Below are 21950 nucleotides of genomic sequence, written 5' to 3' on the forward strand. Positions count from 1 at the left end.
CACACATCCCGCTGAACTCACGGCGACACAGCGATCATCGCGCGCGTACGGCTCGCCGTTGATGATGAAGCTGGTGTCTTCTGCGAAGGAGAGCCACCGTGCGAATTTCTGACATCCAGCGCTGTGAGATCCGGCCCGGACGGCTCGTCGAGTGGAGGTTCAGCCCGGTGACGATCGCGGCCGCGGCGGCACTGCCGCCGGATCCGCGGCCGCCGGCGTACATCCAGGAGTCGCACATCAGAACGGCCCGGTCGGTGCGCGAGGACGGGCTGTTCGTGCCGACCTGGCTGGGTGCCGCGTTCGACCTGCCGGGCAAGGTCGATCTCGACGCCCTGGAAGGGGCGTTGCGCGGCTGGACACTGCGGCACGAGACGCTGCGCAGCGGCTTCCGGTGGGCCGGTGACGACATGCAGCGCTTCACGCTCGCCGAGAGCGACGTGTCCCTGCACCGCGAGGTGGTCGGCGAGTTCACCGACGCGGGGGCGCTCACCCGGTACCTGCAGGATCGGTTCGACGCCGCGGCGGACGCGCTCGGCTGGCCGAACCTCATCTACACGGCCGTCGTACGCGAGGACTCCACCAGCGTGTACATGGCCTTCGACCACACCAACGTCGACGCCTACTCGATCCACCGGCTCCCCGAGGAGATCAACGCGCTGTACGCGGCGGCCGTCGCGGGAAGCCCCGTCACCGCTCCGTCCGTGGGGAGTTACGTCGACTTCTGCGAGCAGGAGCGGGCGAACGCGGACGGCATCGACGACGCACACGCGATCGTGGCGCGCTGGCGGGAGTTCATCGCCCGGTGCGGCGGCCGGCTCCCGGAGTTCCCCGTCGACCTCGGTCTCGAACCCGGCGGGGTGCTGCCCACCCAGAGGCTGGTGTGCGAGCCGCTCGTCGACGCGGACGCCGCTGCCGCGTTCGAGGCGTACTGCCGTCCCTACGGCGGCAGTCTGGTGGGCATCCTGGCCGCGACCAGCCTGATCGTCCACGAACTCGGCGGCCAGCCGGTGTACCGCACCGTCGTGCCGTTCCACACCCGGCTGAAGTCCGCGTGGTCGGACTCGGTGGGCTGGTACGTCGGCGGCGCACCCATCGAGGTGCCCGCGGCACGGGACCTGGAGACCGCGCTCGACACGGTCCGCGCCGAACTGCGTGCCAACCGGTCGCTGGCCCGCATCCCGCTCGCCCGCGTACTGCGGCTGCTCGGCGCGGACTTCAGGCCGACCTCGCCCGACATGTACTCGATCATCTCGTACGTGGACGCCCGTCTCATCCCCGGCGCGGCCGACTGGGCCGAGCAGAAGGCGTACGGGCTGCTCCGGGTCTCGTACGGCGACCAGGTCTGCGCCTGGGTCAACCGGCTGCACGAGGGCCTGTGGTTCGCCTGCCGTTACCCGGACACCGACATCGCCTACAAGAACGTGCGGCGGTACGTCGAGCGCCTGCGGGACCTGATCCTGTCCGTGCCCGCGACCGGCCGCCCGCGGCCCGCGGAGCTGGCGCTCTCCTGACCCAACTCTCCCCATCCATAAGGTGATTATGTGTTGCTATGTCACCCTGGGGGTGGATGTCCGTTGTGGAACCCCTTGTCCCGCTACTGCTAGTGTTCACGCCATCACGCTAGGCAATCAATTCGCTGTATGAGCAAAGGACCGAGGGTTCCATGCGCAAGCTTCAGCAGGTCGTGATCGCAGCAGTGGCGGCGGCCGGCGGTCTGTCCGCCGTCGGCGCCACCCCCGCCGTGGCCGACTCCTACGACAGTGGGCCACAGGTGTCCAACCACTACCGCCCCTACCAGGAGTGCAGCCCGCAGACGGTGTCCGAGAACGACGTCCCGATCGGTGTGCTCGGCCTCGCCGACACCCTCGACACCACCTGCGGCCAGTACAACCAGGCCTTCGGCGGCTGAGTTCGGCGGGTGTCCTCACGACAGGAAGCGCATCACATGTTCAGCGGGAAGATCAGCGGGAAGAAGATCGCGGCTGTCTCGGGGCTCCTCGGCGGCCTCGCCGTGGCCTGTGCCGGCCTCGTCCCGGCGTACGCCGCGGCGGGTCCGGGGAAGTGCACCGACGATCTCATGGGCAACCTCACCTGCACCCAGCGGATCAGGGGTGAGGTTCCCGAGGGCGGATCCATTCCGCACCAGGAGACCTGCAAGCCTGTGCAGCCCGTGCAGTTGCCCGCGGTCCTTGGTCAGGGCACGGAGCGGCTCGGGCCCGAGGTGACCTGTTCCCCCGGAACCGTCGGGGTGGCGCCCGTGGAGAAGGGCGACGAGCCGGAGTCGCCCGCCGACCCGTTCGGTGTCATGGGCCGGATCCTTCCGGTCGGTGGCCGGTAGCGCCAATACGGCAGACGGGGCTGATGCGCAACATGGCGGGCGCAGATCCCCCGTTGACTACGGAGTGTGTGTATATGCTCACATTAAGTAGTCGAGCCGGGCGCTACCGCCTGGACCAGAAAGGGTCAATCATGCGTAAGTTTCAGCGCGTCGCACTCGTAGCGGCGACGGTTGCGGGGCTCTCCTTCCTCGGTGCCGGGGTCAGCTCCGCCGCCGGCGGCGAGGACGCGCCCCCGCAGATCACCGCCGTGGCGAACTCGACGGCCAACGCCCTGGCCGTCGGCGGTGGTTACTACGCCGCTCCGCAGGCCCAGCCGCAGGCGCAGCCCGAGGCCCAGCCCGAGGCGCAGCCGCAGGAGCAGGGGAACTCCGGCCCCGAGCAGGGCGGTTACGACCAGAACCAGGGTGGCGAGTAAAAACGCACCCCGCACGAACTCGGTATCCCGCGCCGGCACCGTTTCGGTCCGCTCGCCGGTGTGCTGAGTGACCACCATGGCGAAAGCAGCCCGGACGCACCCCGACTCCGTCGAGGTATGCGTCCGGGCTGCTTTGCGTCGACCTTCGCAGAGGAAGACAACTCATGATCACTGCACGGAAGATGGCCACCGTCTCGGGGCTCGTCGGAAGTCTCGCCGCGCTCTGTGTCGGCGCCGGGCACGCGTACGCGGACCCGTCCCCGGGCGACTGCAGGACGACCGCCCAGGGCGGCACCGTCTGCGTCCACAAGAGCGAGACGCATATCGACAAGAACGGCACGCATGTCGTCAAGCAGGCGCAGGACTGCTCGACCTCGGACCGTCCGCGCGTGGTGTTCCCGGACGACCAGCTGGGGAGTGAGGGATCACACGGCGTCGGGGAGGTCGTGGACTGCTCCAACAAGGCCGAGTTGCCCAAGGGCTTCAAGAGGCCGCACGTCGAGTTCTGAGGGCTCTGAGGAGTACGGAAACGACAGTCCCCGGTTTCCCGGCCGATGGCCGGGAAACCGGGGACTGTCGTTTGGTCCTACTACTTACCGAACGCGCTGTTGCTGCAGCCCATGCTCGAGCCCAGGGACGACTGCTGCGCACCCGAGTTGCCCTCGCCGTTCAGCAGGTTGCCGCCCAGGCCGTTGAGAATGCCGACCTCGCCGAGGATGTCGAGGTTCAGGTCGTGCGACTTACAGCTGCTGCTCTGCTGGATGTTGAATTCGTCGCCCTTCTTGCCCCAGCCCTGGTCGGCGTGAGCGGCGCCGGCGCCGAGGAGCCCGAAGCTCCCGAATGCGGTGACGAGAACGGCGGCGGTGCGGAGCTTGTGCATGTCATCTCCGATGAACGAGGTGGATGCGATCTGCGGGAAGTCGCGATCTGTGTCATAAAGGCTGATACGAAATACCCGAGACAACCGCGCGACGCGCCGAATACCCCTGTATTTCGCTGCTTTGCCCACTCGCCTGCACACACGAATGGTCCCGGCGCCGGGCGCCGGGACCATTCAGTGCTGCTGTTGCCGGCCTCAGAAGGCGCTGTTGTTGCAGCCCATCGTCGAACCGAGGTTGGTGGCCTGGGCGCCCGGGTTGCCCTCACCGTTCAGGGCGCTGCCCAGCAGGCCGTTGAGCAGGCCGACCTCACCGAGGACGTCGAGGTTCAGGTCGTGCGACTTGCAGTGCGAGCTCTGGGTGATGTTGAACTTGTCGCCGTGCCCGTGGCCCTCGCCGCCGGCGTAAGCCGTACCGCTGACCAGGCCGATGCTGCTCAGGGCGGCGACCAGGACGGCAGCGTTGCGAAGCTTGCGCATGTCATCTCCGTGGAGTGGGGGGTTGCGATCTGTGGAAGATCGACTTTTTACAATTACCGGAGATTAGTACCTAATAGGGCAAATCCGGCAACGACGCGCTGTTCTCTGCGATACACGGCAGAAACACCCGAAAAGTCGAACGGGCGTCAGCCCTGGTACTGCGCGCTGGCCAGGGCGTTCGACTGGCTGTTGGCCTGGGTGCAGTCGACGCCCCGGGTCTGGGAGGCGGCGAGCAGGGCGACCGGGACGTTCGCGTCGAGCAGGGACTGCGGGCTGCACTCCTGGTACGGACGGAACAGGTTGTTCTGCTCCACCGGTCCGCCCTGCGCCTGTTGCGGCGCCTGAGGCGAGATCTGGGGGCTGATCTGCGGGTTCAGCTGGGGGTTGAGCTGCGGGGCGACCTCTGTGCCGCGCTGCGGGGCCTGTTGCTGGGCCGGCGTGCCGTACGTCTGCGCGGTCGCCTGGGCGGAGGTGGCCGCGGCGGCCTGGGCGTCCGGCTGCGACAGGGGAGTCGGTCCGGTCCCGTAGGAGACGGGGGCGGCGGAGCTGGGGGCGGCACCGACAGCGGTCAGACCGCCGGCTGCCGCGACGATGAGCGCGACTTGCCGAAACTTGCGCATGGAATCCTCGGCTCTTCATTTGATCTGTGCACGGAACCTGATGAAATGACTGATGAGGCAGCGCGGTTATCGCTTTATCGCCGCACCGGGCGGCTGGGATGCCCCTTCGCCCTCACCCCGTGGGCAACGAGGGGCATGCGGACCCGGATACGGGCGCGGTGCCGTGTCACCCGTTTGCCGAAAGGCATATGAGCGGCAACGTCCGGATCGGTGACGGCAATTGGGTGACGCGATGCCGAATTCCCGTGACCATCGCCCGACATTCCTCGTTCCGGTGGGGAGAGGGCAGCGGCCGAGGACCTGAAGAGAACGAGGCGAATCGCCGCCGGCTCCGATGCGAGGTTCGCGTGCTGCTCGGGAGTACCGCTGCTGAGAGTGCAGTGTCATTACCGCACCGTCCGCACGCGCGACCGCACCGAACGCAATGGACTTTCTCATCTCCAGGTATCGAAGGGCCGAGGGTTTCATGCGCAAGCTTCACAAGGCCGCGCTCGTTCTGGCGGCGGCCGGCGGACTGTCCGCCATCGGCGCGGGCGTCAGCTATGCCGACGCTCCCGTCGGGTACGGCGGTCCGGCTCCGGCGCCGGCTCCGGACCAGCCGTATCCCCAGGCCCCGCCCCCGGCACCCGCTCCGCCGCAGGGACCCTACGCGGCCGGCCAGACCCAGGGCTCGGCCCAGGCCACCGTCCCGGCGTACCCGCAGCAGCAGGCCGCTCCGCCCCAGTACCAGCAGGCGCCGCCGCCCCCGCAGTACCAGCAGGCCCCGCCGCCCCAGCAGTACCCGCAGCAGCAGACCGGTTACGCCGCCGCCTCGGCCTCGTCGCAGGGCTCGGCGCAGGCCACCGCCGCGCCCGCGTACCCGCAGCAGCAGTACGCCCCGGCGCCGCAGTACCAGCAGGCCCCGCCGCCCCAGCAGTACGCGCAGCCGCAGGCCGCCCCCGCCTACCCGCAGCAGCAGTACGCGCCGGCCCCGCAGTACCCCCAGCCCCAGCAGCAGGCCGCCCCGCCGCAGGTCGTCCCGCAGGTCATGCCCCAGGTCATGCCGCAGGTCGCCCCGCAGCTGGCCGTTCCCCAGGGCTACGCACCGGAGGGCCCGACGCGCGTCACCCCGCAGGTGAACCCCCAGGTGAACCCGCAGGTGAACCCGCTCATCAACCCCGTGCTCGGCGCGCCGGGCGTGCCCGGGCTCGCACCGGTCGGACTCGGCCAGGTCGCGGCGCCTCCCGTCGGCCAGCTGGGGCTTCCCCGCCTCGGCTGACGCCCTCCCGCCACCGTCCGCACCCTTCATCGACCCGTAGCGGATCCCTGTCCGCTCGACCTACGGAGAACCCATGCGCAAGTTCCACAAGGCGGTCCTCGTGGGCGCCGCCGTCCTCGGCAGCGTCGGCTCGTTCGGCGGCGGCACCGCCTTCGCACACGGTGAGCCGGGCCACGACATCGACGTCACCCAGGGCACCGAGTGCCGCTCCCACGACATGAACATCGAGGTGCTCGGCAGTGTCGGCGCCCTCACCGGCCTGGCGGGCAACCTGCTGAACGGCGAGGGGAACCCCGGCGCGCAGCAGAGCCACCTCGGCTCGGACATGGGCTGCAACAACCAGGCGCTCTGAGCCGCCAGACCGCCCCTCTTCTCTCCTCAGTGATCCCCCCAACACCTCACCGAGTCCGGGTGACCGCCCGCGACGCGTCTGGAAGGGCAGGTACCCCATGAAACGGGTTACCCGGAACAGTGTGATCGCCATGGCCGTCGCCTCTGGCGCGATGGCAGTCGCGGGGACGGCGCACGCCGACTCCGCCGCGGAAGGCACCGCGAGCAACTCGCCCGGAGTGGCGTCCGGCAACACCATCCAGCTGCCGGTGGACATCCCGGTGAACGTGTGCGGGAACACCGTGGACGTGGTCGGGCTGCTGAACCCCGCGATGGGCAACAAGTGCTCCAACGAGGGGCACAAGGCACCGGGCAAGGCGGGCTCCAGCACGTCGGGCCGGTCCACGGCCGACGGAACCGCCCACGACTCGCCGGGAGTTCTCTCCGGCGACCTCATCCAGGTCCCGGTCCACGTGCCCGTGAACGTCAGCGGCAACAGCGCGAACCTGGTGGGCCTCCTCAACCCCGTCTTCGGCAACGAGTCGAGCAACGGTTCCGACGAGCCCGACGCGCCGGTACCGTCCACCCCGTCGACGCCGCGGGTGCACCACGAGCCGCAGCACCCGGCCAAGACGCACCCAAGGCGGACCACCGTCGTGCAGCAGCGGACGACCGGCACGCTCGCCCACACCGGCGCGGCCAGCCCCTGGGCGCCGGCCGCCGTGAGCCTGGCCTCCCTGGCGACCGGCGTGGTGCTCTACCGGCGCTTCCGCCCCGGGGCGGGCAGCGCGTCGTACGTCTGAGCGGTCCGGCGAAGTCCGCCGCGGCTCGGCAGCGCCCCGAAGCGGCGCCGGGGGTACTCCCGGCCGAAGGCTGGGGGAGGAACTGCGCGGCCGGCCACGGCGGCGCCGCAGTCGACGGCCGGCACTCGCGGAGCGCTCAGCGCGGCAGCGCGTCCAGCGACCCGAGGGCCCGTCGTAGCAGGCCCGGTCCGAACGTGACGCGGGTGGCCCCGAGTTCGCCGAGTTCGGCGGGCGAGGGGCCTTCGCCGTCCACACGGGCGTACATGTTCAGCGGTCCCTCGATGCCGGCGCGCAGACGGGGGAGGACGGCGGTGGGGGCGCCGATCGGGTAGACGCAGTCGGCGCCCGCCGCCATGTACAGCGCGGCTCGCTCGACCGCCTGGTCCGGATCGCCGGTGCCGCGTTCGAAGGTGTCGACGCGGGCGTTGAGGAACAGCCGGTCACCCGCGGCCGAGCGGACCTCGGCCAGCCACTCGGCGTGCTCGTGCGGGTCCTTGAGGACACCCCCGCTGGAGTCCTCCAGGTTGCAGCCGACCGCCCCGGCCTCCAGCAGGCGCTCGACCAGCTCCTTCGGCGCCAGCCCGTAACCGTCCTCCACGTCCGCCGACACCGGAACGTCCACGGCCCGCGCGATCCGCGCCACCGCCGCGAACATCTCCGCCGCCGGAGTGCTGCCGTCCGCGTACCCCAGACTCGCCGCCACCCCGGCACTCGGCGTCGCCAGCGCCGGGAACCCGGCCGCCACCAGGGCCCGCGCGCTCGCCGCGTCCCACGGGCCGGGCAGCACCAGGGGATCGCCGGCCGGGCGCCCGTGGTGCAGCGCCCGGAAGGTCTCGGCCTTGTTCACCCGTGCTGTCCCGGCGTGTAGTGCCCGGGGACCATGCGGGTCGTCACGGCGAACCGGTTCCAGGAGTTGATCACGATGATCGAGGCGATCAGCTGCGTCAGCTGCACCTCGTCGAAGTGCTTCGCGGCCCGCTCGTAGACCTCGTCGGGCACGAAGCCGTCGGTCAGCACCGTGACGGCCTCGGTCAGTTCGATCGCGGCGAGCTCCTGCGCGGTGTAGAAGTGCTTCGACTCCTCCCACGCGCTGAGCTGGACGATGCGTGCGATGCTCTCGCCCGCCGCGAGCGCGTCCTTGGTGTGCATGTCGAGGCAGTACGCGCAGTGGTTGAGCTGCGAGGCGCGGATCTTCACCAGTTCGAACAGCTTGGCGTCCAGGCCCTTACGGGCGGCACCGTCGAGACGGACCATCGCCTTGTAGACCTCGGGCGCGTGCTGGGCCCAGGGGAGGCGGGGGGTGTGCTCGGGGGTGTACTCGGCGTTTTCCTGAGTGCTCATGATGCCGACACTAGGTGCCAGGCAGCCCAGGGGTATGGTCCATTTCCATGGAGAACGCATGGGCCACTCCGCCGCCCCGGCCCACTTCGGCCACCCGGCCCACCCGGCTCACGCGGGCCGCCCTGGGCATCGACCTCCACCTGGAGCCGGCCGCCGGTCCGGGCCTGCGCCGGGGCCTGACCGACGCGCTGCGCGAGGCCGTGCGCAGCGGTCGGCTGCTCCCCGGCACCCGGCTGCCCTCCTCCCGCTCCCTCGCGGCCGACCTGGCCATCGCCCGCAACACCGTCGCCGACGCCTACGCCGACCTGGTCGCCGAGGGCTGGCTCACCGCCCGGCAGGGCTCCGGCACCCGGGTCGCGGCGGGCGTGGCGCCGGTACGGCGGGCGGAGCCCCCCGCGGGAACGGCGGCCCACCGGCCCGCCTACGACCTGCGCGCCGGCTTCCCCGACGTCTCCGCATTCCCGCGCACCGAGTGGCTGAAGGCCGCCCGCCGCGCCCTCACCGCCGCCCCCAACGAGGCCTTCGGCTACGGCGATCCGCGCGGCCGGCCCGAACTGCGCACCGCGCTCGCCGCCTACCTCGCCCGCGCCCGGGGCGTGCGCGCCGACCCCGGACGGATCGTGATCTGCGCCGGGTTCTCGCACGGCCTGAGCCTGCTCGGCGGCATGCTGCGGGCCCGTGGGGCGGACACGGTCGCCGTGGAGTCGTACGGCCTCGACGAGCACTGGCAGTTGCTCACGGCGGCCGGTCTCCGCCAGGTCCCGCTGCCCTTCGACGAACTCGGCACGGACCCCGCGGGGTTGGCCAAGGGCCCGGCCGCGCTGCTGCTGACCCCCTCCCACCAGTTCCCGATGGGCGTGCCGCTGCACCACGACCGGCGGGCGGCCGTCGTGGACTGGGCGCGGCGCACCGGCGGCCTGGTCCTGGAGGACGACTACGACGGCGAGTTCCGCTACGACCGCAGGCCCGTCGGTGCCCTCCAGGGCCTCGCCCCCGACGAGGTGGTCTACCTGGGCACCGCCAGCAAGTCCCTGGCGCCCGGGCTGCGGCTCGCCTGGATGGTGCTGCCCCCGGCGGTGGCCGCGGAGGTGACGGCCTTCAAGGGCGGCGTCGACACCTGCAGCGCACCGGAACAGCTGACCCTGGCCGAGTTCATCACCTCCGGCGCCTACGACCGGCACGTCCGCGCCGCCCGGTCCCGCTACCGGCGGCGCCGCGACGCCCTGGTCAGGGCCCTCGCCGAGCGCGCCCCGGCGATCCGGGTCACCGGCATCGCGGCGGGCCTGCACGCGGTGCTGCTGCTGCCGCCCGGCACCCGGGAGCGGGTGATCCGGGCCGCCGCCGACCGCGGCCTCGCCGTCGAGAGCCTCACCCCGCGCCACCGCCATCCCGACGCGGCCGTCGTACCCCCCGACGCCCTCGTCCTCGGCTACGGCACGCCGCCCGACCACGCCTGGTCGGGCGCGCTGGACATCCTGTGCGCGGTGCTGTCCGACCCGGCTGTGACCGGCGCCGCCTGAATTCCCCCGGCGCTTGTGGGGCCGCCCACCCACCGTGTCACCGGTCTGATGCCGTGCAGGGCGTTCACGAGCCACATGAAGGCCCGACGCCACTACCGGCGCACCCGCGACGCCGTGACCGACTGACGGCGGGGGCCGCCCGCGGGCCGCGGGTTCACCCCTCCTCGGCCGTGGCCGGTGCCTCCCCGAACCGGCCCAGGGCCAGCGCCCCCGCCACGGCCACCGCGAAACCGAGCACCGCGAGCCAGGCCAGCCCCTCCCGGGTGCGGTCCCCGAGCCACACCACCCCGATCGCCGCCGGGCCGATCGTCTCCCCGATGACCATGCCGGCCGTCGCCGTGGTCACCGAGCCGCGCTGCAGCGCCGAGGTCAGCAGCATGAAGGCGCCCCCACCCCCGACCAGCAGCGCATACGTCGCGGGGTCGGTGAGCAGCCCGGCCGGCCGCAGGGTGTCGATCAGCCGTACCGACACCTCCACCACGCCGAACCCGAACCCCGCCCCGAGGCCGAGGACCAGCGCCCGGCCGCGCCCGGTCAGCCGCCCGCCGGCCAGCCCGAGCAGCAGTACCCCCACCGCGGTCCCGAGCATCACCCACTTCAACGTCGCGGACCCGGCCCGGTCGCCCTCCGGGCCCGACGCCAGCCCCAGCATCGCGAGCCCCGCGCACACGACCCCCACCGCGGCCCACTCCACCCCGCTCAGCCGCACGCGCAGCAGCCGCGCCGCGACCACCGCGGTCACCGCGAGCGACGACGCCAGGGCGGCGCTCACCGCGTAGATGGGGAGCGCCCGCAGCGCCAGGATCTGGAACACGAAGCCGAGCCCGTCAAGACCCAGTCCGACGACGTACCGCCACTGCCGCACGGCCCGCAGCAGCAGCGCGGCCTCGCCGCCGGCGCCGTCACCGGCCGCCCGCGCGGCCACCGCCTGCAGGACCGTCGCCGTACCGAAGCAGATCGCGGCCGCGAGGGCACACACCATTCCGAAGAGCACAGAGGGACTGTAGGGGAGGGGCGTGCGGTGATCGCGAGGAAAGGTAAGAAGGAGCGGGTCCGGGGCGATTCCGGACCCGCCCCTCGGGCGTCCCGGACCTCAGCCGGCGCGGGTGAGCCAGGCGGTGGCGTTGAGGGCGAGGGCGGCGTTGGTGGCGCCGCTGTCGTTCCAGCCGTCGTACAGCGTGTTGCCGGACTGGCCGGTGCCGTCGTCGATGGGCGAGCTGTCGCCCCAGAAGGCGACCCGGCCGCTGCCGAAGGTGCTGGTGGCGAAGAAGGCGCCGGTGTTGCCCGAGTAGCCGCTGCGGTACACCAGGCCCTTGACGGCGGAGTTGTCCGCGGGCTTGAGGGTGGCGGTCGTCCCGTCGGCGATCAGGCTCTTGGTGACCGTGCCGAAGGAGCCGTTCAGCACGGCGTTGCCGCTGTCGCTGATGGCCTTCGGATAGCCGGAGCCGATGTCCAGCGAGTCGATCGAGAACCCGAACGGGTCGGTCGGGTCGACGCTGTTGTTCGTCATCAGGTCGTTGAGGATCTCGACCGCGTCGTAGCCGTCGTTGTTGCGGTCGGCCCCGGAGTGGTCCGAGATCATGAACAGCCCGCCGCCGTTCTTCACGAAGTTCATGATCGCCGTCTTCTCGGCGGTGGTGAACTTCGTGTTGGGCTCGGGCAGCACCAGGGCGTCGAACTTCGACAGGTCGGTCGTCGACGAACCCCCGTACGTGAGGGCACTCGTCGCGGTCTTCAGGCTGTAGTCGCCGGTCTTCTGCAGGGCGATGCCCCACGAGGAGAGCGCGCCGGTCCAGTCCTTGTCGGAGGACGGGGAGGAGTCCTGGGCGAGCGGGTCGGGCTTGCTGGTGGAGATGATCCAGTCCGCGTTGCCGGCCTCCTCCGCGTGGCCGTCGTCGAACAGGACGCGGTAGGTGGTGGCCGCGTGGGCGGGGGTCGCGGCGCCGGTGGCCTGGACGGCGGCGCCTGCGGCGAGCAGGCCGAGCAGGGCCAGGGCCGTGGTGAGCGTGCGGTGCGGTACGGCGAAGCCGGGCATCTGTCATTCCTCCATCGGTGGGGGGTACGAGAGGGATGGCGGTGCGGGTGGTGCGTCGCGAGTCGTTCTGCGCGCGTAGCGAGAAGTGCATGTCTGGGGACCGGACTTGTTCTTCGCGCGTAGAGTCCGAAGTCGATCGTCCAGCCGTGGACAGCTGGACGGTACCGGCGGGATGCGGCGGGCCGGCCGGGGACCGGCGACTTCACATGGTTTTCTTACCTGTGCATGACAAGTCGCTGCCGCACGCCTTCCGGCGACTTCTCGAAACCGCTCGTCCGAGAGGTGGCGCGGAAAGGGGTGCGGTCATGGTCAGGGTTTCGGGCGTGTCCCCGGCGGTGAGTCATCCATGCTCGCCGGATCGGGCTGCGCACGGTGATGATCGTGCCGGTGAGGCCGGAGAATGCGTTGACATCGGTGGATGGTCCGGGTGGTGTTCCGGCCGCTCGGGCAGCAGGACCGCGAACCGGTCCCAGAGCGGCTCGGTCGGCCATGATGCAGGCACAGGCACAGGTCTCCTCGGTGATCACAGAGCGTCAGCAACTCCATGATCAACGAGACCTGTGCCCGCTCGGCTGTCTACCTTCCCAACCGCGCCTGTCCGCGCGGCCGGACAGCGTTGTCAAGCTTACGGCTACTTGCGCCATCCGCTCCCCTGCCCGCCGTTTCCGGCGCTTCAGCCGGTCGTTCTCCCGACAGGCCCGGCGAACCAGGGTGGTCGACCTGACCACTCGACAGGGCGCGTGCCGGCCATGGCTGAGGAACCCTTCCCACGGAGCCTCTGCGCACGGATGGCGAGAGCTTGGGCACTCAGATGCTGTTGGCGATGCGCTCGTGGTCCCGTTCGCCCTCGCGGGTCTGGATACCAGCGGCGAGCAGCTTGTGGGCGAGCTCGGTGACCTCATCGCCGAACGCCGCGAACAGGCCCTCGTTCTCAACGGCGTACGCCGCACGCGGAATCGGCTGCGCGACCGCGTCGACCGCAGCCTTCGTGATGGGGATCACCTCGGGCCGGAGGCCGGCGATCCGTCGGGCGAGGGTGTCGACGAAGGAATCGAGTTCTGCGGCGGGCAGGGCGCGGTTGATCAGGCCGTACCGTTCCGCCAGCTCCGCGCCCACGAGCTCGGCGCCGAGGATGAGCTCCAGCGCGCGGGCCCTTCCTGCCAGGCGCGTCATGTTCACCGTGCCGCCGCCTCCGGGGAGGATCCCCATCAAGGACTCCGGCTGCCCCTGCCCCGACTTGCCGATCGCCGCGAATCGCATGTCCAGGTACATGAAGAACTCGTTGCCCGCGCCGCGCGCGAAGCCCGCGAGCTTGCCGATGGTGACCTGCGGCAGCGAGCGGACCTCCTCGCTCATCGCCTGGAGGATGTTCAGGCCTTCCGGGACGGTGGAGCCCGGCGCGGCCGCGATCGCGGCGCGAGTGGCCGCAGGCAGCGCGTCGGGGTCGGTGAGGTAGGCCATGTCGCCGTGTGCGACGAAGAACTCCGGGTCGGCGCTCTCGAAGACGATGACGCGGACGTCCCCGTCGTCCCGCACACGCGCGACGAATGCCCGGAGTGACGGCAGGAGGACCGCGTCCATCAGATTGAGCGGCGGGTGATCGATTGTCACCGTCGCGACCCCGTCCGAGACGTCGATCGTCAGGGCGGGGAGGTCTTCGTAGCTCATGAGGTGGCTCCATATCGCGGTTAGGGACGGCCTGTGACCGGGCCGCCGGCCGGGGACAGCGTCGCGAATCTCAGTATCGCGACTGACACTGAGTATCAGGTTAGAAACCTGTGTCCGAAGAAGCAAACGAGTGTGTCGGAGTACACTCGTCCCCATGAGCGCAGCGCCAGTCGGTACCCGTGAGATCAGCCGCCACGCGGTGCGAGCAGAGCTGGCCCGCGTCGCGTTCAACCGGTTCTGCCTCACCGGCTTCAACCAGGTCACCTTCGCCGACCTCTCCGAAGCCGCCGGAGTGTCGCGGAGCACCTTCCTGCGCTACTTCGGCACCAAGGAAGACGTGGTCCTGTTCGTCTTCGACCCTTTCGGTGACGTCATCACTGACGCGCTCGATGCCGAGCGGGCCGACCAGGACGACTGGAGCAGGCTGCGCAACGCCCTGGAGTCAGCCGTGAGGTTCCTCGTGCGCGACGTCCAGGAACTCGTGACGATCCTCGGCCTCATCGAGCAGACCCCAGCCCTGTGCGCACGCCTCCGCGAGAAGCAGGCTGAATGGCGGCCAGAGATCGTCGCCCGACTGCAGAAGACAACCTCCTCGACCGACGGGTCATCGGTCATCGCCAACGTTCGTGTAGCGGCGGCGCTCGAAGTCTTGTGGATCGTCCTCGGGCAGTGGAGTGCGAGCGACGGCCAAGAGGACCTCGGCAAACTGCTGGACGCTGCATTCGCCGCCTTCTCGACCCCGGCACGCCGGCAGACGGACGCTCCCTCGTAAAGGGCCGAGGCGGCGGCTTCCTCGGCGGTGCCGAAGCGGCCGAAAGGAGTGGTCGACCCGGCGGCGGTGATCGCGTCGTCGGATTTCAGCCCCGGCCGCGAGTGCAGGAGTGGGGTGTCGCTCCGGCCGAAGCGGACGGTGTCCACGCCCAGCCGTGCGGGGCCGCCGAGGCCCCCACAGCACCTGTCTGCGCGACCTCTAAGCTTTCGCCTGACATCGGATCGCACGGGGGAGAACGAACATGGCGGACGCACGCCGGCAACTGCGCTCGGGCACGGTCGTCCTCGGCGGTGTGGGCCTGCTGGCCGCCGCTCTGACCTCCTGCTCCGCCGACCCCGACAAGCGCTGCGTCGACCGCGACAGCTACACCGCGGCCAAGGGCTACCAGGTCGTCTCCGACAAGAACTGCACCTCGGCCGGGTCCGCCGTCGACGCGGGCTACTACTACGGCGGCAAGAAGAAGAGCGGCTGGGTCAGCGGCGGCTCCTTCACCAAGCCGCGCAGCGGCTCGGGTGGCTCCTTCGGCAGTCGCCACGGCGTCGAGCGGGGCGGCTTCGGCGGCGAGCACGGCAGCTCCGGCGGCTGACCGCGCCGTGGAACGCCGTACGACCGAACCCCGCCCCGGCTGGCAGCGGACCGTCGAGGAGCAGGGCCTGATCTACCCTCTCACCCGGCACCCCGACGGCACCCTGCGCCCGTACTGGGACGAGAGCGCCTACTACGCCTTCACCCTCGACGAGGTGGAGGCGCTGGAGGAGGTCGTCGGGGAACTGCACGCCATGTGCCTGGCCGCGGCGGCGCACATGGTCAAGGAGAACCGTTTCGCCGATCTGGGCATCACCGACCCGCGCGTGGTGGCGGCCGTCACCGAGTCCTGGCACCGCCGCGCCGAACTCCCCTCCCTCTACGGCCGCTTCGACCTGCGCTACGACGGCACCGGCCCGGCGAAGCTCCTTGAGTACAACGCCGACACCCCCACCTCCCTGGTGGAGGCCGCGTCGGCGCAGTGGTTCTGGATGGCGGACCGCTTCCCGGGCGCCGACCAGTGGAACAGCCTCCACGAACGCCTGGTCGCCGCCTGGCGGAAGCAGGCCCCCCTCCTCCCGCCCGGCGCCCCGCTGCACTTCGCCCACTCGTCCGCCGACGAACTCGGCGAGGACCTGATGACGGTCGCGTACCTCAAGGAGACGGCGGACCAGGCGGGCCTCGCCACCGACTGGATCCCCATGGAGGAGATCGGCTGGGACACCCTCTCCGGCCGTTTCGTCGACAACCGGCTCCAGTTCATCCGCAGCTGCTTCAAGCTCTACCCGTGGGAGTGGCTCACCACCGACCCGTTCGCCCCCCACGTCCTCGGCACCCTCGACAACGGCGGCGGCACCGGCACCACGATGTGGATCGAGCCCGCCTGGAAGATGCTGCTCAGCAACAAGGCCCTGCTGGCGGTCCTCTGGGAGCTGTACCCCGGCCATCCGAACCTCCTCCCCGCCTACCTCGACGGACCGCGAGAGCTGGCGGCCGGCCGCGGATACGTCAGCAAGCCGCTGCTGGGCCGCGAGGGCGCGGGCGTGCGCGTCCACGCGCCGGGCGCGGAGCCCGTCGTCCGCGACGAGCCCTGCTGCTACCAGGAACTGGCCCCGCTCCCCGACTTCGACGGCAACCACGTGGTGCTGGGCGCCTGGGTGGTGGGGGAGGAGCCGGCGGGCCTGGGCATACGTGAGTCGTCGGGCCTGGTGACGGACGACTACGCCCGCTTCCTGCCGCACGTGATTCCGGCCGGCTGAGGGGCGCCGGGGGTACCCCCGGCCGAAGGCTGGGGGAGGGAGCGCGACCAGCCACGACGGCGCGGCACTCGCCGCCCGACCTTCGGCGGCACCCCCCTTACACACTCAGCACCTCCCACAACTGCTCCACCCCCCACTCCAGATCCTCCTCCGCCACCACCAGCGGCGGCGCCACCCGCACCGTCACCCCGTGCGTCTCCTTCACCAGCACCCCCCGCTCCATCAGCCGTTCCGCCACCGCCCGTCCCGAGCCGGCCTCCGGATCCACGTCCACCCCGGCCCACAGCCCCCGCCCCCGCACCGCCGTCACCCGGCCGCTCCCGGTCATCTCCGCCAGCCGCCGGTGCAGCAGGTCCCCCAGTTCGGCCGCCCGCTCCTGGAACTCGCCGGTCCGCAGCATCGCGATCACCTCCAGTGCCACCGCACAGGCCAGCGGACTGCCCCCGAAGGTGGACCCGTGCTCGCCGGGCCGGAACACCCCGAGCACCTCGGCGTTCGCCACCACCGCCGACACCGGCAGCACCCCACCCCCCAGCGCCTTCCCGAGGACGTACACGTCCGGTACGACCCCCTCGTGCTCGCACGCGAACGTCCGCCCGGTCCGCCCCAGCCCGGACTGGATCTCGTCCGCGACGAACAGCACGTCCCGCTCGCGGGTCAGCTCCCGCACCCCGGCCAGGTAGCCCTCCGGCGGCACGATCACTCCCGACTCGCCCTGGATCGGCTCCAGCAGCACCGCGACCGTGTTCCCGGTCACCGCGGCACGCATCGCGGTCAGGTCGCCGTACGGCACGATCTCGAAGCCCGGCGTGTAGGGCCCGTAGTCCGCCCGTGCCTCCGGATCCGTGGAGAAGCTGATCACGGTCGTCGTACGGCCGTGGAAGTTCCCGCCCGCCACCACGACCTTCGCCCTCCCCGCCGGCACGCCCTTGACCCGGTAGCCCCACTTCCGGGCGGTCTTCACCGCCGTTTCCACGGCCTCCGCGCCCGTGTTCATCGGCAGCACCGTCTCCATCCCGCACAGCTCGGCCAGCTCGGTGCAGAACGCGGCGAACCGGTCGTGGTGGAACGCCCTCGACGTCAGCGTCACCCGTTCCAGCTGCGCCTTCGCCGCCGCGACCAGCCGCGGGTGGCCGTGTCCGAAGTTCAGCGCCGAGTAGCCGGCCAGGAAGTCCAGGTACCGGCGCCCCTCGACGTCCGTCATCCAGGCGCCCTCGGCCGTCGCGATCACCACCGGCAGCGGGTCGTAGGTGTGCGCGCTGTGCGCGTCGGCGGCGGCGACGAGGGCTTCCGTAGTGGTCACGGCGACTCCAGAGGACACGGCGGGATTGCCCCCTTTCCTACCTTCTGCCCCTGCCCGACTGGTGGACGCCACGGCCCTCGGGCCCGGCGTGCCCGGTAATGTGATCCACGGGCCGTGACTGGCGCGCTGGGATGGGACCGACCATCGGGGAGCGGCCCGTGCCGTGACCGAGTGCCGTGCGCCTGGGCCGAACCGTGAATGCCGTACGCCATGTCCGGAGGTCCCGAATGTCAGACAAGTCCGCGCCCCTGTCCACCGAGTCCACCGCCTACCGTGCCGCCCTCGACGTGATCCGCGCGGTCGAGCCGCGGGTCGCCGACGCCATCGGCCAGGAGGTCGCCGACCAGCGCGAGATGCTCAAGCTGATCGCCTCCGAGAACTACGCCTCCCCGGCGACCCTGCTCGCGATGGGCAACTGGTTCAGCGACAAGTACGCCGAGGGCACGGTCGGCCGCCGCTTCTACGCCGGCTGCCGCAACGTCGACACCGTGGAGGCGCTCGCCGCCGAGCACGCCCGCGAGCTGTTCGGCGCCCGGCACGCCTACGTCCAGCCGCACTCCGGCATCGACGCCAACCTGGTCGCCTTCTGGGCCGTCCTCGCCGACCGTGTCGAGGTTCCCTTCCTCCAGAAGACCGGCGCCCGCCAGGTCAACGACCTCTCCGAGGCCGACTGGGCCGAGCTGCGCCAGGCCTTCGGCAACCAGCGGATGCTCGGCATGTCCCTGGACGCCGGCGGCCACCTCACGCACGGCTTCCGCCCGAACATCTCCGGCAAGATGTTCGACCAGCGCTCCTACGGAACCGACCCGGCCACCGGCCTGATCGACTACGACGCGCTGCGCGCCCAGGCCCGTGACTTCAAGCCGCTGATCATCGTCGCCGGCTACTCGGCCTACCCCCGCCTGGTGAACTTCCGGATCATGCGGGAGATCGCCGACGAGGTCGGCGCCACGCTGATGGTCGACATGGCCCACTTCGCCGGTCTGGTCGCCGGCAAGGTCCTGACCGGCGACTTCGACCCGGTCCCGCACGCCCAGATCGTCACCACCACCACCCACAAGTCGCTGCGCGGCCCGCGCGGCGGCATGGTCCTGTGCGACGACTCCCTCAAGGACCAGGTCGACCGCGGCTGCCCGATGGTCCTCGGCGGCCCCCTCCCGCACGTCATGGCCGCCAAGGCCGTCGCCCTCGCCGAGGCCCGGCAGCCCGCCTTCCAGGACTACGCGCAGCGGATCGTGGACAACTCGCGCGCGCTGGCCGAGGGCCTGATGCGCCGGGGCGCCACCCTGGTCACCGGCGGCACCGACAACCACCTGAACCTGATCGACGTCGAGACGTCGTACGGCCTCACCGGCCGGCAGGCCGAGTCGGCCCTCCTCGACTCCGGCATCGTCACCAACCGCAACGCGATCCCCGCGGACCCCAACGGCGCCTGGTACACCTCCGGTATCCGCATCGGCACCCCTGCGCTCACCACGCGGGGCCTCGGCACGGCCGAGATGGACGAGGTCGCGGGCCTGATCGACCGCGTCCTGACCGCCACGGAGCCCGGCACCACGAAGTCCGGCGCCCCGTCCAAGGCCTCCCACGTCCTCGACGAGAAGGTCTCGACGGAGATCGCCCAGCGTGCGACGGACCTGGTCGCGGGCTTCCCGCTGTACCCCGAGATCGACCTCGGCTGATCGACCCCGGTCAGGGGCGGCGCCCCGGTCAGGGGCGCGGGGGGGACTGCGCGAGCAACCACATGCGACCCGCAGTCCCCCGCGCCCCGAAACCACCCCACCCCTCATGGGCCGACCACCCCCTCCCCCTCTGAGAGAATGGTGAGCATGGCCTCTGACCGACCCCGCGTGCTCTCCGGCATCCAGCCCACCGCCGGCTCGTTCCACCTGGGCAACTACCTCGGCGCCGTCCGCCAGTGGGTAGCCCTCCAGGAGTCCCACGACGCCTTCTACATGGTCGTGGACCTGCACGCGATCACGGTCCCGCAGGACCCCGCCGACCTGCGCGCCAACACCCGCCTCGCCGCCGCCCAGCTGCTCGCGGCCGGCCTGGACCCCGACCACTGCACCCTCTTCGTGCAGAGCCACGTCCCCGAGCACGCCCAGCTCGCCTGGGTCATGAACTGCCTCACCGGCTTCGGCGAGGCCAGCCGGATGACCCAGTTCAAGGACAAGGCGGCCAAGCAGGGCGCCGACCGCGCGAGCGTCGGCCTGTTCACGTACCCCATCCTCCAGGTCGCCGACATCCTGCTCTACCAGGCCAACGAGGTCCCGGTCGGCGAGGACCAGCGCCAGCACGTCGAGCTCACCCGCGACCTCGCCGAGCGCTTCAACGGCCGGTTCGGCGAGACCTTCACCATCCCGAAGCCGTACATCCTCAAGGAGACGGCGAAGATCTACGACCTCCAGGACCCGTCGATCAAGATGAGCAAGTCGGCGTCCACGCCGAAGGGCCTCATCAACCTCCTCGACGACCCGAAGGCGACCGCGAAGAAGGTCAAGAGCGCGGTCACGGACACCGACACCGTGATCCGCTACGACGCCGAGCACAAGCCGGGCGTCTCCAACCTGCTCACCATCCACTCCACCCTCACCGGCAAGTCGATCGCCGAGCTTGAGCAGGAGTACGAGGGCAAGATGTACGGCGCGCTCAAGACGGACCTCGCCGAGATCATGGTCGACTTCGTCACCCCGTTCCGGGAGCGCACCCAGCAGTACCTGGACGACTCGGAGACCCTCGACTCGATCCTCGCCAAGGGTGCCGAGAAGGCCCGTGCCGTCGCGGCCGAGACCCTGGCCCAGGCCTACGACAGGGTCGGCTTCCTGCCCGCCAAGCACTGAGCGGGGCGAAGCGCTGCACATCACTTCGGCCACGGCTGCCCGGGAGGCGGCCGTGGCCGTACAGTCGATAGCCGGACGCCCGGGTACGAACCCGACATCGTCCGCCCATCACGACCGACGGGAGATGACGTGGGGACCGTAACGATCGGCGTGTCGATCGCGGTCCCGGAGCCTCACGGCAGCCTGCTCCAGGAGCGGCGCGCGGGCTTCGGCGACGCCGCGGCCCACGGCATCCCCACGCACGTGACCCTGCTGCCGCCGACGGAGATCGGCTCCGCCGAGTTGCCGACCGTGGAGGCGTATCTCGGCGAGGTCGCCGCCATCGGCCGGCCGTTCCCGATGCGGCTGTGCGGGACCGGTACGTTCCGGCCGCTGTCGCCCGTGGTGTACGTCCGGGTGGTCCAGGGCGCGGACGACTGCGCCTGGCTGCAGCAGCAGGTCCGGGACGCGTCCGGGCCGCTCGACCGTGAGCTGCAGTTCCCGTACCACCCGCACGTGACCGTCGCGCACGGGATCGACGAGGCGGCCATGGACCGGGCGTTCGCCGAGCTCGCGGACTTCGAGGCCGGGTGGCCGTGCATGGGCTTCGCGCTGTACGAGCAGGGCGCGGACGGGGTGTGGCGCAAGCTGCGGGAGTACGTGTTCGGTGGCCCCGTCGTGCCGCCTCAGGTGGGGCACGCGGAGCGGGGGAGCATCGCGAGTCGGTAGCCTGCCGGCCGCTGGGGGCTGATCGCGCAGTTCCTGCCCCGGCCTTCGGCCCTGGGTCCCCCAGCGCCCCCGAGGGGGCGCGTCCCCGTGGGCGGCATCAGATGGGCAACCTCCTGAACACCGACCGCGGCACGTGCCGCAGTGCCGACATCACCACGCGCAGCATGCCCGGTACCCACACCACCTCCGAGCGCCTGCGCAGGCCCAGTTCGATCGCCGCCGCCACCGCCTCCGGGGTGGTGGCGAGCGGGGCTTCGGGCAGGCCCCGCGTCATCTTCGTCCGGACGAAACCGGGCCGTACGACCATCACGTGCACGCCCGTGCCGTGCAGTGCGTCGCCCAGTCCCTGCGTGAAGGCGTCCAGGCCCGCCTTGCTGGAGCCGTAGATGAAGTTGGCGCGGCGGGCGCGTTCGCCGGCGACGGAGGACAGGACGACCAGGGAGCCGTGGCCCTGGGTCTGCAGGGCCCGCGCGGCGACCAGGCCCGCCGAGACCGCGCCCGTGTAGTTGGTCCGGGCGACGCGCACGGCGTTCACCGGCTCGCGTTCGTCGGTGGCCTGGTCGCCGAGGATGCCGAAGGCGAGCAGGACCAGGTCGATGTCGCCGTTGGCGAAGACCTTGCCGAGGGCCGTCTCGTGGGACTCGGGGTCGAGCGCGTCGAAGGGGACGGTGTGGACGTCGGGGCCGAGGGCGCGCAGCTGCTCGGCGGCGTGTTCGAGGCCGGGGGAGGGGCGGCCGGCCAGCCAGACCGTGCGGGTACGGCGGGCGATCAGACGGCGCGCGGTGGCCAGCGCGATCTCCGACGTACCGCCGAGGACGAGCAGGGACTGGGGCATTCCGAAGGCGTCCTTCACG

General features: G+C 71.1%; 24 protein-coding genes, 1 pseudogene and 1 riboswitch. Of the genes and pseudogenes, 15 read left to right on the forward strand and 10 right to left on the reverse strand.

The features are described 5' to 3' along the window. The first annotated feature begins 98 nt into the window (after positions 1 to 98). From AB0472_RS38585 to AB0472_RS38605, 5 genes are all read left to right on the forward strand, one after another. Positions 99 to 1511, forward strand: a complete 1413-nt coding sequence (locus tag AB0472_RS38585) for a condensation domain-containing protein (RefSeq protein ID WP_366363794.1) — start codon at positions 99 to 101, stop codon at positions 1509 to 1511. A gap of 152 nt (positions 1512 to 1663) precedes the next feature. Next, positions 1664 to 1909 carry a hypothetical protein gene (locus tag AB0472_RS38590; protein ID WP_366363796.1) on the forward strand — a complete coding sequence of 82 codons (246 nt, stop codon included), beginning with the start codon at positions 1664 to 1666 and terminating at the stop codon, positions 1907 to 1909. 36 nt (positions 1910 to 1945) lie between these two features. Then, on the forward strand, positions 1946 to 2338 hold the full coding sequence (locus tag AB0472_RS38595) for a hypothetical protein (protein WP_366363798.1): 393 nt from the start codon (positions 1946 to 1948) through the stop codon (positions 2336 to 2338). A 131-nt stretch (positions 2339 to 2469) separates the two neighbouring features. After that, positions 2470 to 2754, forward strand: coding sequence for a hypothetical protein (locus AB0472_RS38600; RefSeq protein WP_366363799.1), 285 nt, complete (start codon positions 2470 to 2472; stop codon positions 2752 to 2754). Positions 2755 to 2918: 164 nt separating this feature from the next. After that, positions 2919 to 3263 carry a hypothetical protein gene (locus AB0472_RS38605; RefSeq protein ID WP_366363801.1) on the forward strand — a complete coding sequence of 115 codons (345 nt, stop codon included), beginning with the start codon at positions 2919 to 2921 and terminating at the stop codon, positions 3261 to 3263. An 80-nt stretch (positions 3264 to 3343) separates the two neighbouring features. Here AB0472_RS38605 and AB0472_RS38610 read toward each other — a convergent pair whose 3' ends face one another. The 3 genes from AB0472_RS38610 to AB0472_RS38620 form a co-directional block, all read right to left on the reverse strand. Continuing rightward, positions 3344 to 3634 (reverse strand): hypothetical protein, encoded by a 291-nt coding sequence (locus AB0472_RS38610; RefSeq protein WP_093499533.1) that lies wholly within the window; start codon positions 3632 to 3634, stop codon positions 3344 to 3346. A gap of 195 nt (positions 3635 to 3829) precedes the next feature. After that, positions 3830 to 4111, reverse strand: coding sequence for a hypothetical protein (locus tag AB0472_RS38615; protein ID WP_294007180.1), 282 nt, complete (start codon positions 4109 to 4111; stop codon positions 3830 to 3832). Between the two features lie 146 nt (positions 4112 to 4257). After that, on the reverse strand, positions 4258 to 4731 hold the full coding sequence (locus tag AB0472_RS38620) for a hypothetical protein (RefSeq protein WP_366363803.1): 474 nt from the start codon (positions 4729 to 4731) through the stop codon (positions 4258 to 4260). Between the two features lie 466 nt (positions 4732 to 5197). Between AB0472_RS38620 and AB0472_RS38625 the strand changes: the two genes are divergently transcribed. The 3 genes from AB0472_RS38625 to AB0472_RS38635 all read left to right on the forward strand — a co-directional run bounded on the left by AB0472_RS38625 (position 5198) and on the right by AB0472_RS38635 (position 7122). Further along, positions 5198 to 5989 carry a hypothetical protein gene (locus AB0472_RS38625; protein WP_366363805.1) on the forward strand — a complete coding sequence of 264 codons (792 nt, stop codon included), beginning with the start codon at positions 5198 to 5200 and terminating at the stop codon, positions 5987 to 5989. A gap of 73 nt (positions 5990 to 6062) precedes the next feature. Continuing rightward, the gene (locus AB0472_RS38630; protein ID WP_366363806.1) at positions 6063 to 6341 is read left to right on the forward strand and encodes a hypothetical protein; all 279 of its coding nucleotides are present in this window, start codon (positions 6063 to 6065) and stop codon (positions 6339 to 6341) included. Between the two features lie 130 nt (positions 6342 to 6471). Continuing rightward, positions 6472 to 7122, forward strand: a complete 651-nt coding sequence (locus tag AB0472_RS38635; RefSeq protein ID WP_366363807.1) for a chaplin — start codon at positions 6472 to 6474, stop codon at positions 7120 to 7122. A gap of 136 nt (positions 7123 to 7258) precedes the next feature. On the opposite strand, the gene AB0472_RS38640 is transcribed toward AB0472_RS38635, so the two are convergent. Both AB0472_RS38640 and AB0472_RS38645 read right to left on the reverse strand, forming a co-directional pair. Continuing rightward, positions 7259 to 7969, reverse strand: coding sequence for an isocitrate lyase/phosphoenolpyruvate mutase family protein (locus tag AB0472_RS38640; protein WP_366363809.1), 711 nt, complete (start codon positions 7967 to 7969; stop codon positions 7259 to 7261). Continuing rightward, entirely contained in the window at positions 7966 to 8463 is a 498-nt protein-coding gene (locus tag AB0472_RS38645; RefSeq protein ID WP_366363811.1) for a carboxymuconolactone decarboxylase family protein, read from the reverse strand. Before AB0472_RS38645 ends, AB0472_RS38640 begins: the two co-directional genes overlap by 4 nt. Before the next feature lie 47 nt (positions 8464 to 8510). Here AB0472_RS38645 and AB0472_RS38650 point away from each other — a divergent pair, with 47 nt between their 5' ends. Then, positions 8511 to 9983, forward strand: a complete 1473-nt coding sequence (locus tag AB0472_RS38650; RefSeq protein WP_366363813.1) for a PLP-dependent aminotransferase family protein — start codon at positions 8511 to 8513, stop codon at positions 9981 to 9983. Between the two features lie 154 nt (positions 9984 to 10137). On the opposite strand, the gene AB0472_RS38655 is transcribed toward AB0472_RS38650, so the two are convergent. The 3 genes and pseudogenes from AB0472_RS38655 to AB0472_RS38665 form a co-directional block, all read right to left on the reverse strand. After that, complete coding sequence (locus AB0472_RS38655; protein ID WP_366363880.1) at positions 10138 to 10965, reverse strand: DMT family transporter; 828 nt, start codon at positions 10963 to 10965, stop codon at positions 10138 to 10140. 126 nt (positions 10966 to 11091) lie between these two features. Beyond that, positions 11092 to 12018: pseudogene (locus AB0472_RS38660) on the reverse strand (hydrolase); the annotation flags it as partial. Between the two features lie 807 nt (positions 12019 to 12825). Beyond that, the gene (locus tag AB0472_RS38665; protein ID WP_366363815.1) at positions 12826 to 13686 is read right to left on the reverse strand and encodes an enoyl-CoA hydratase/isomerase family protein; all 861 of its coding nucleotides are present in this window, start codon (positions 13684 to 13686) and stop codon (positions 12826 to 12828) included. 154 nt (positions 13687 to 13840) lie between these two features. On the opposite strand from AB0472_RS38665, the gene AB0472_RS38670 reads away from it, so the two are divergent. The 3 genes from AB0472_RS38670 (at position 13841) to AB0472_RS38680 (ending at position 16242) form a co-directional block, all read left to right on the forward strand. Beyond that, entirely contained in the window at positions 13841 to 14458 is a 618-nt protein-coding gene (locus AB0472_RS38670; RefSeq protein ID WP_366363817.1) for a TetR/AcrR family transcriptional regulator, read from the forward strand. 241 nt (positions 14459 to 14699) lie between these two features. Then, positions 14700 to 15044 carry a hypothetical protein gene (locus AB0472_RS38675; protein WP_366363819.1) on the forward strand — a complete coding sequence of 115 codons (345 nt, stop codon included), beginning with the start codon at positions 14700 to 14702 and terminating at the stop codon, positions 15042 to 15044. A gap of 7 nt (positions 15045 to 15051) precedes the next feature. After that, entirely contained in the window at positions 15052 to 16242 is a 1191-nt protein-coding gene (locus AB0472_RS38680; protein ID WP_366363820.1) for a glutathionylspermidine synthase family protein, read from the forward strand. A 97-nt stretch (positions 16243 to 16339) separates the two neighbouring features. Here the strand turns inward: AB0472_RS38680 and rocD are convergent, their stop codons facing one another. Next, the gene (rocD, locus tag AB0472_RS38685; RefSeq protein ID WP_366363822.1) at positions 16340 to 17545 is read right to left on the reverse strand and encodes an ornithine--oxo-acid transaminase; all 1206 of its coding nucleotides are present in this window, start codon (positions 17543 to 17545) and stop codon (positions 16340 to 16342) included. 104 nt (positions 17546 to 17649) lie between these two features. Continuing rightward, positions 17650 to 17740, forward strand: a riboswitch (ZMP/ZTP riboswitch). Positions 17741 to 17772: 32 nt separating this feature from the next. Here rocD and AB0472_RS38690 point away from each other — a divergent pair. The 3 genes from AB0472_RS38690 (at position 17773) to AB0472_RS38700 (ending at position 21096) form a co-directional block, all read left to right on the forward strand. Continuing rightward, positions 17773 to 19227 (forward strand): glycine hydroxymethyltransferase, encoded by a 1455-nt coding sequence (locus AB0472_RS38690; RefSeq protein ID WP_366363824.1) that lies wholly within the window; start codon positions 17773 to 17775, stop codon positions 19225 to 19227. Positions 19228 to 19374: 147 nt separating this feature from the next. Continuing rightward, a complete protein-coding gene (trpS, locus tag AB0472_RS38695) occupies positions 19375 to 20388 on the forward strand; it encodes a tryptophan--tRNA ligase (RefSeq protein ID WP_366363826.1) in 1014 nt (337 codons plus the stop codon). 129 nt (positions 20389 to 20517) lie between these two features. Next, complete coding sequence (locus tag AB0472_RS38700) at positions 20518 to 21096, forward strand: 2'-5' RNA ligase family protein (protein WP_366363828.1); 579 nt, start codon at positions 20518 to 20520, stop codon at positions 21094 to 21096. A gap of 97 nt (positions 21097 to 21193) precedes the next feature. On the opposite strand, the gene AB0472_RS38705 is transcribed toward AB0472_RS38700, so the two are convergent. Further along, positions 21194 to 21949 carry a decaprenylphospho-beta-D-erythro-pentofuranosid-2-ulose 2-reductase gene (locus AB0472_RS38705; RefSeq protein WP_366363830.1) on the reverse strand — a complete coding sequence of 252 codons (756 nt, stop codon included), beginning with the start codon at positions 21947 to 21949 and terminating at the stop codon, positions 21194 to 21196. Between the last annotated feature and the right edge of the window lies 1 nt (position 21950).

Source organism: Streptomyces sp. NPDC086777, from assembly GCF_040702065.1.
Taxonomy (GTDB): Bacteria; Actinomycetota; Actinomycetes; order Streptomycetales; family Streptomycetaceae; genus Streptomyces.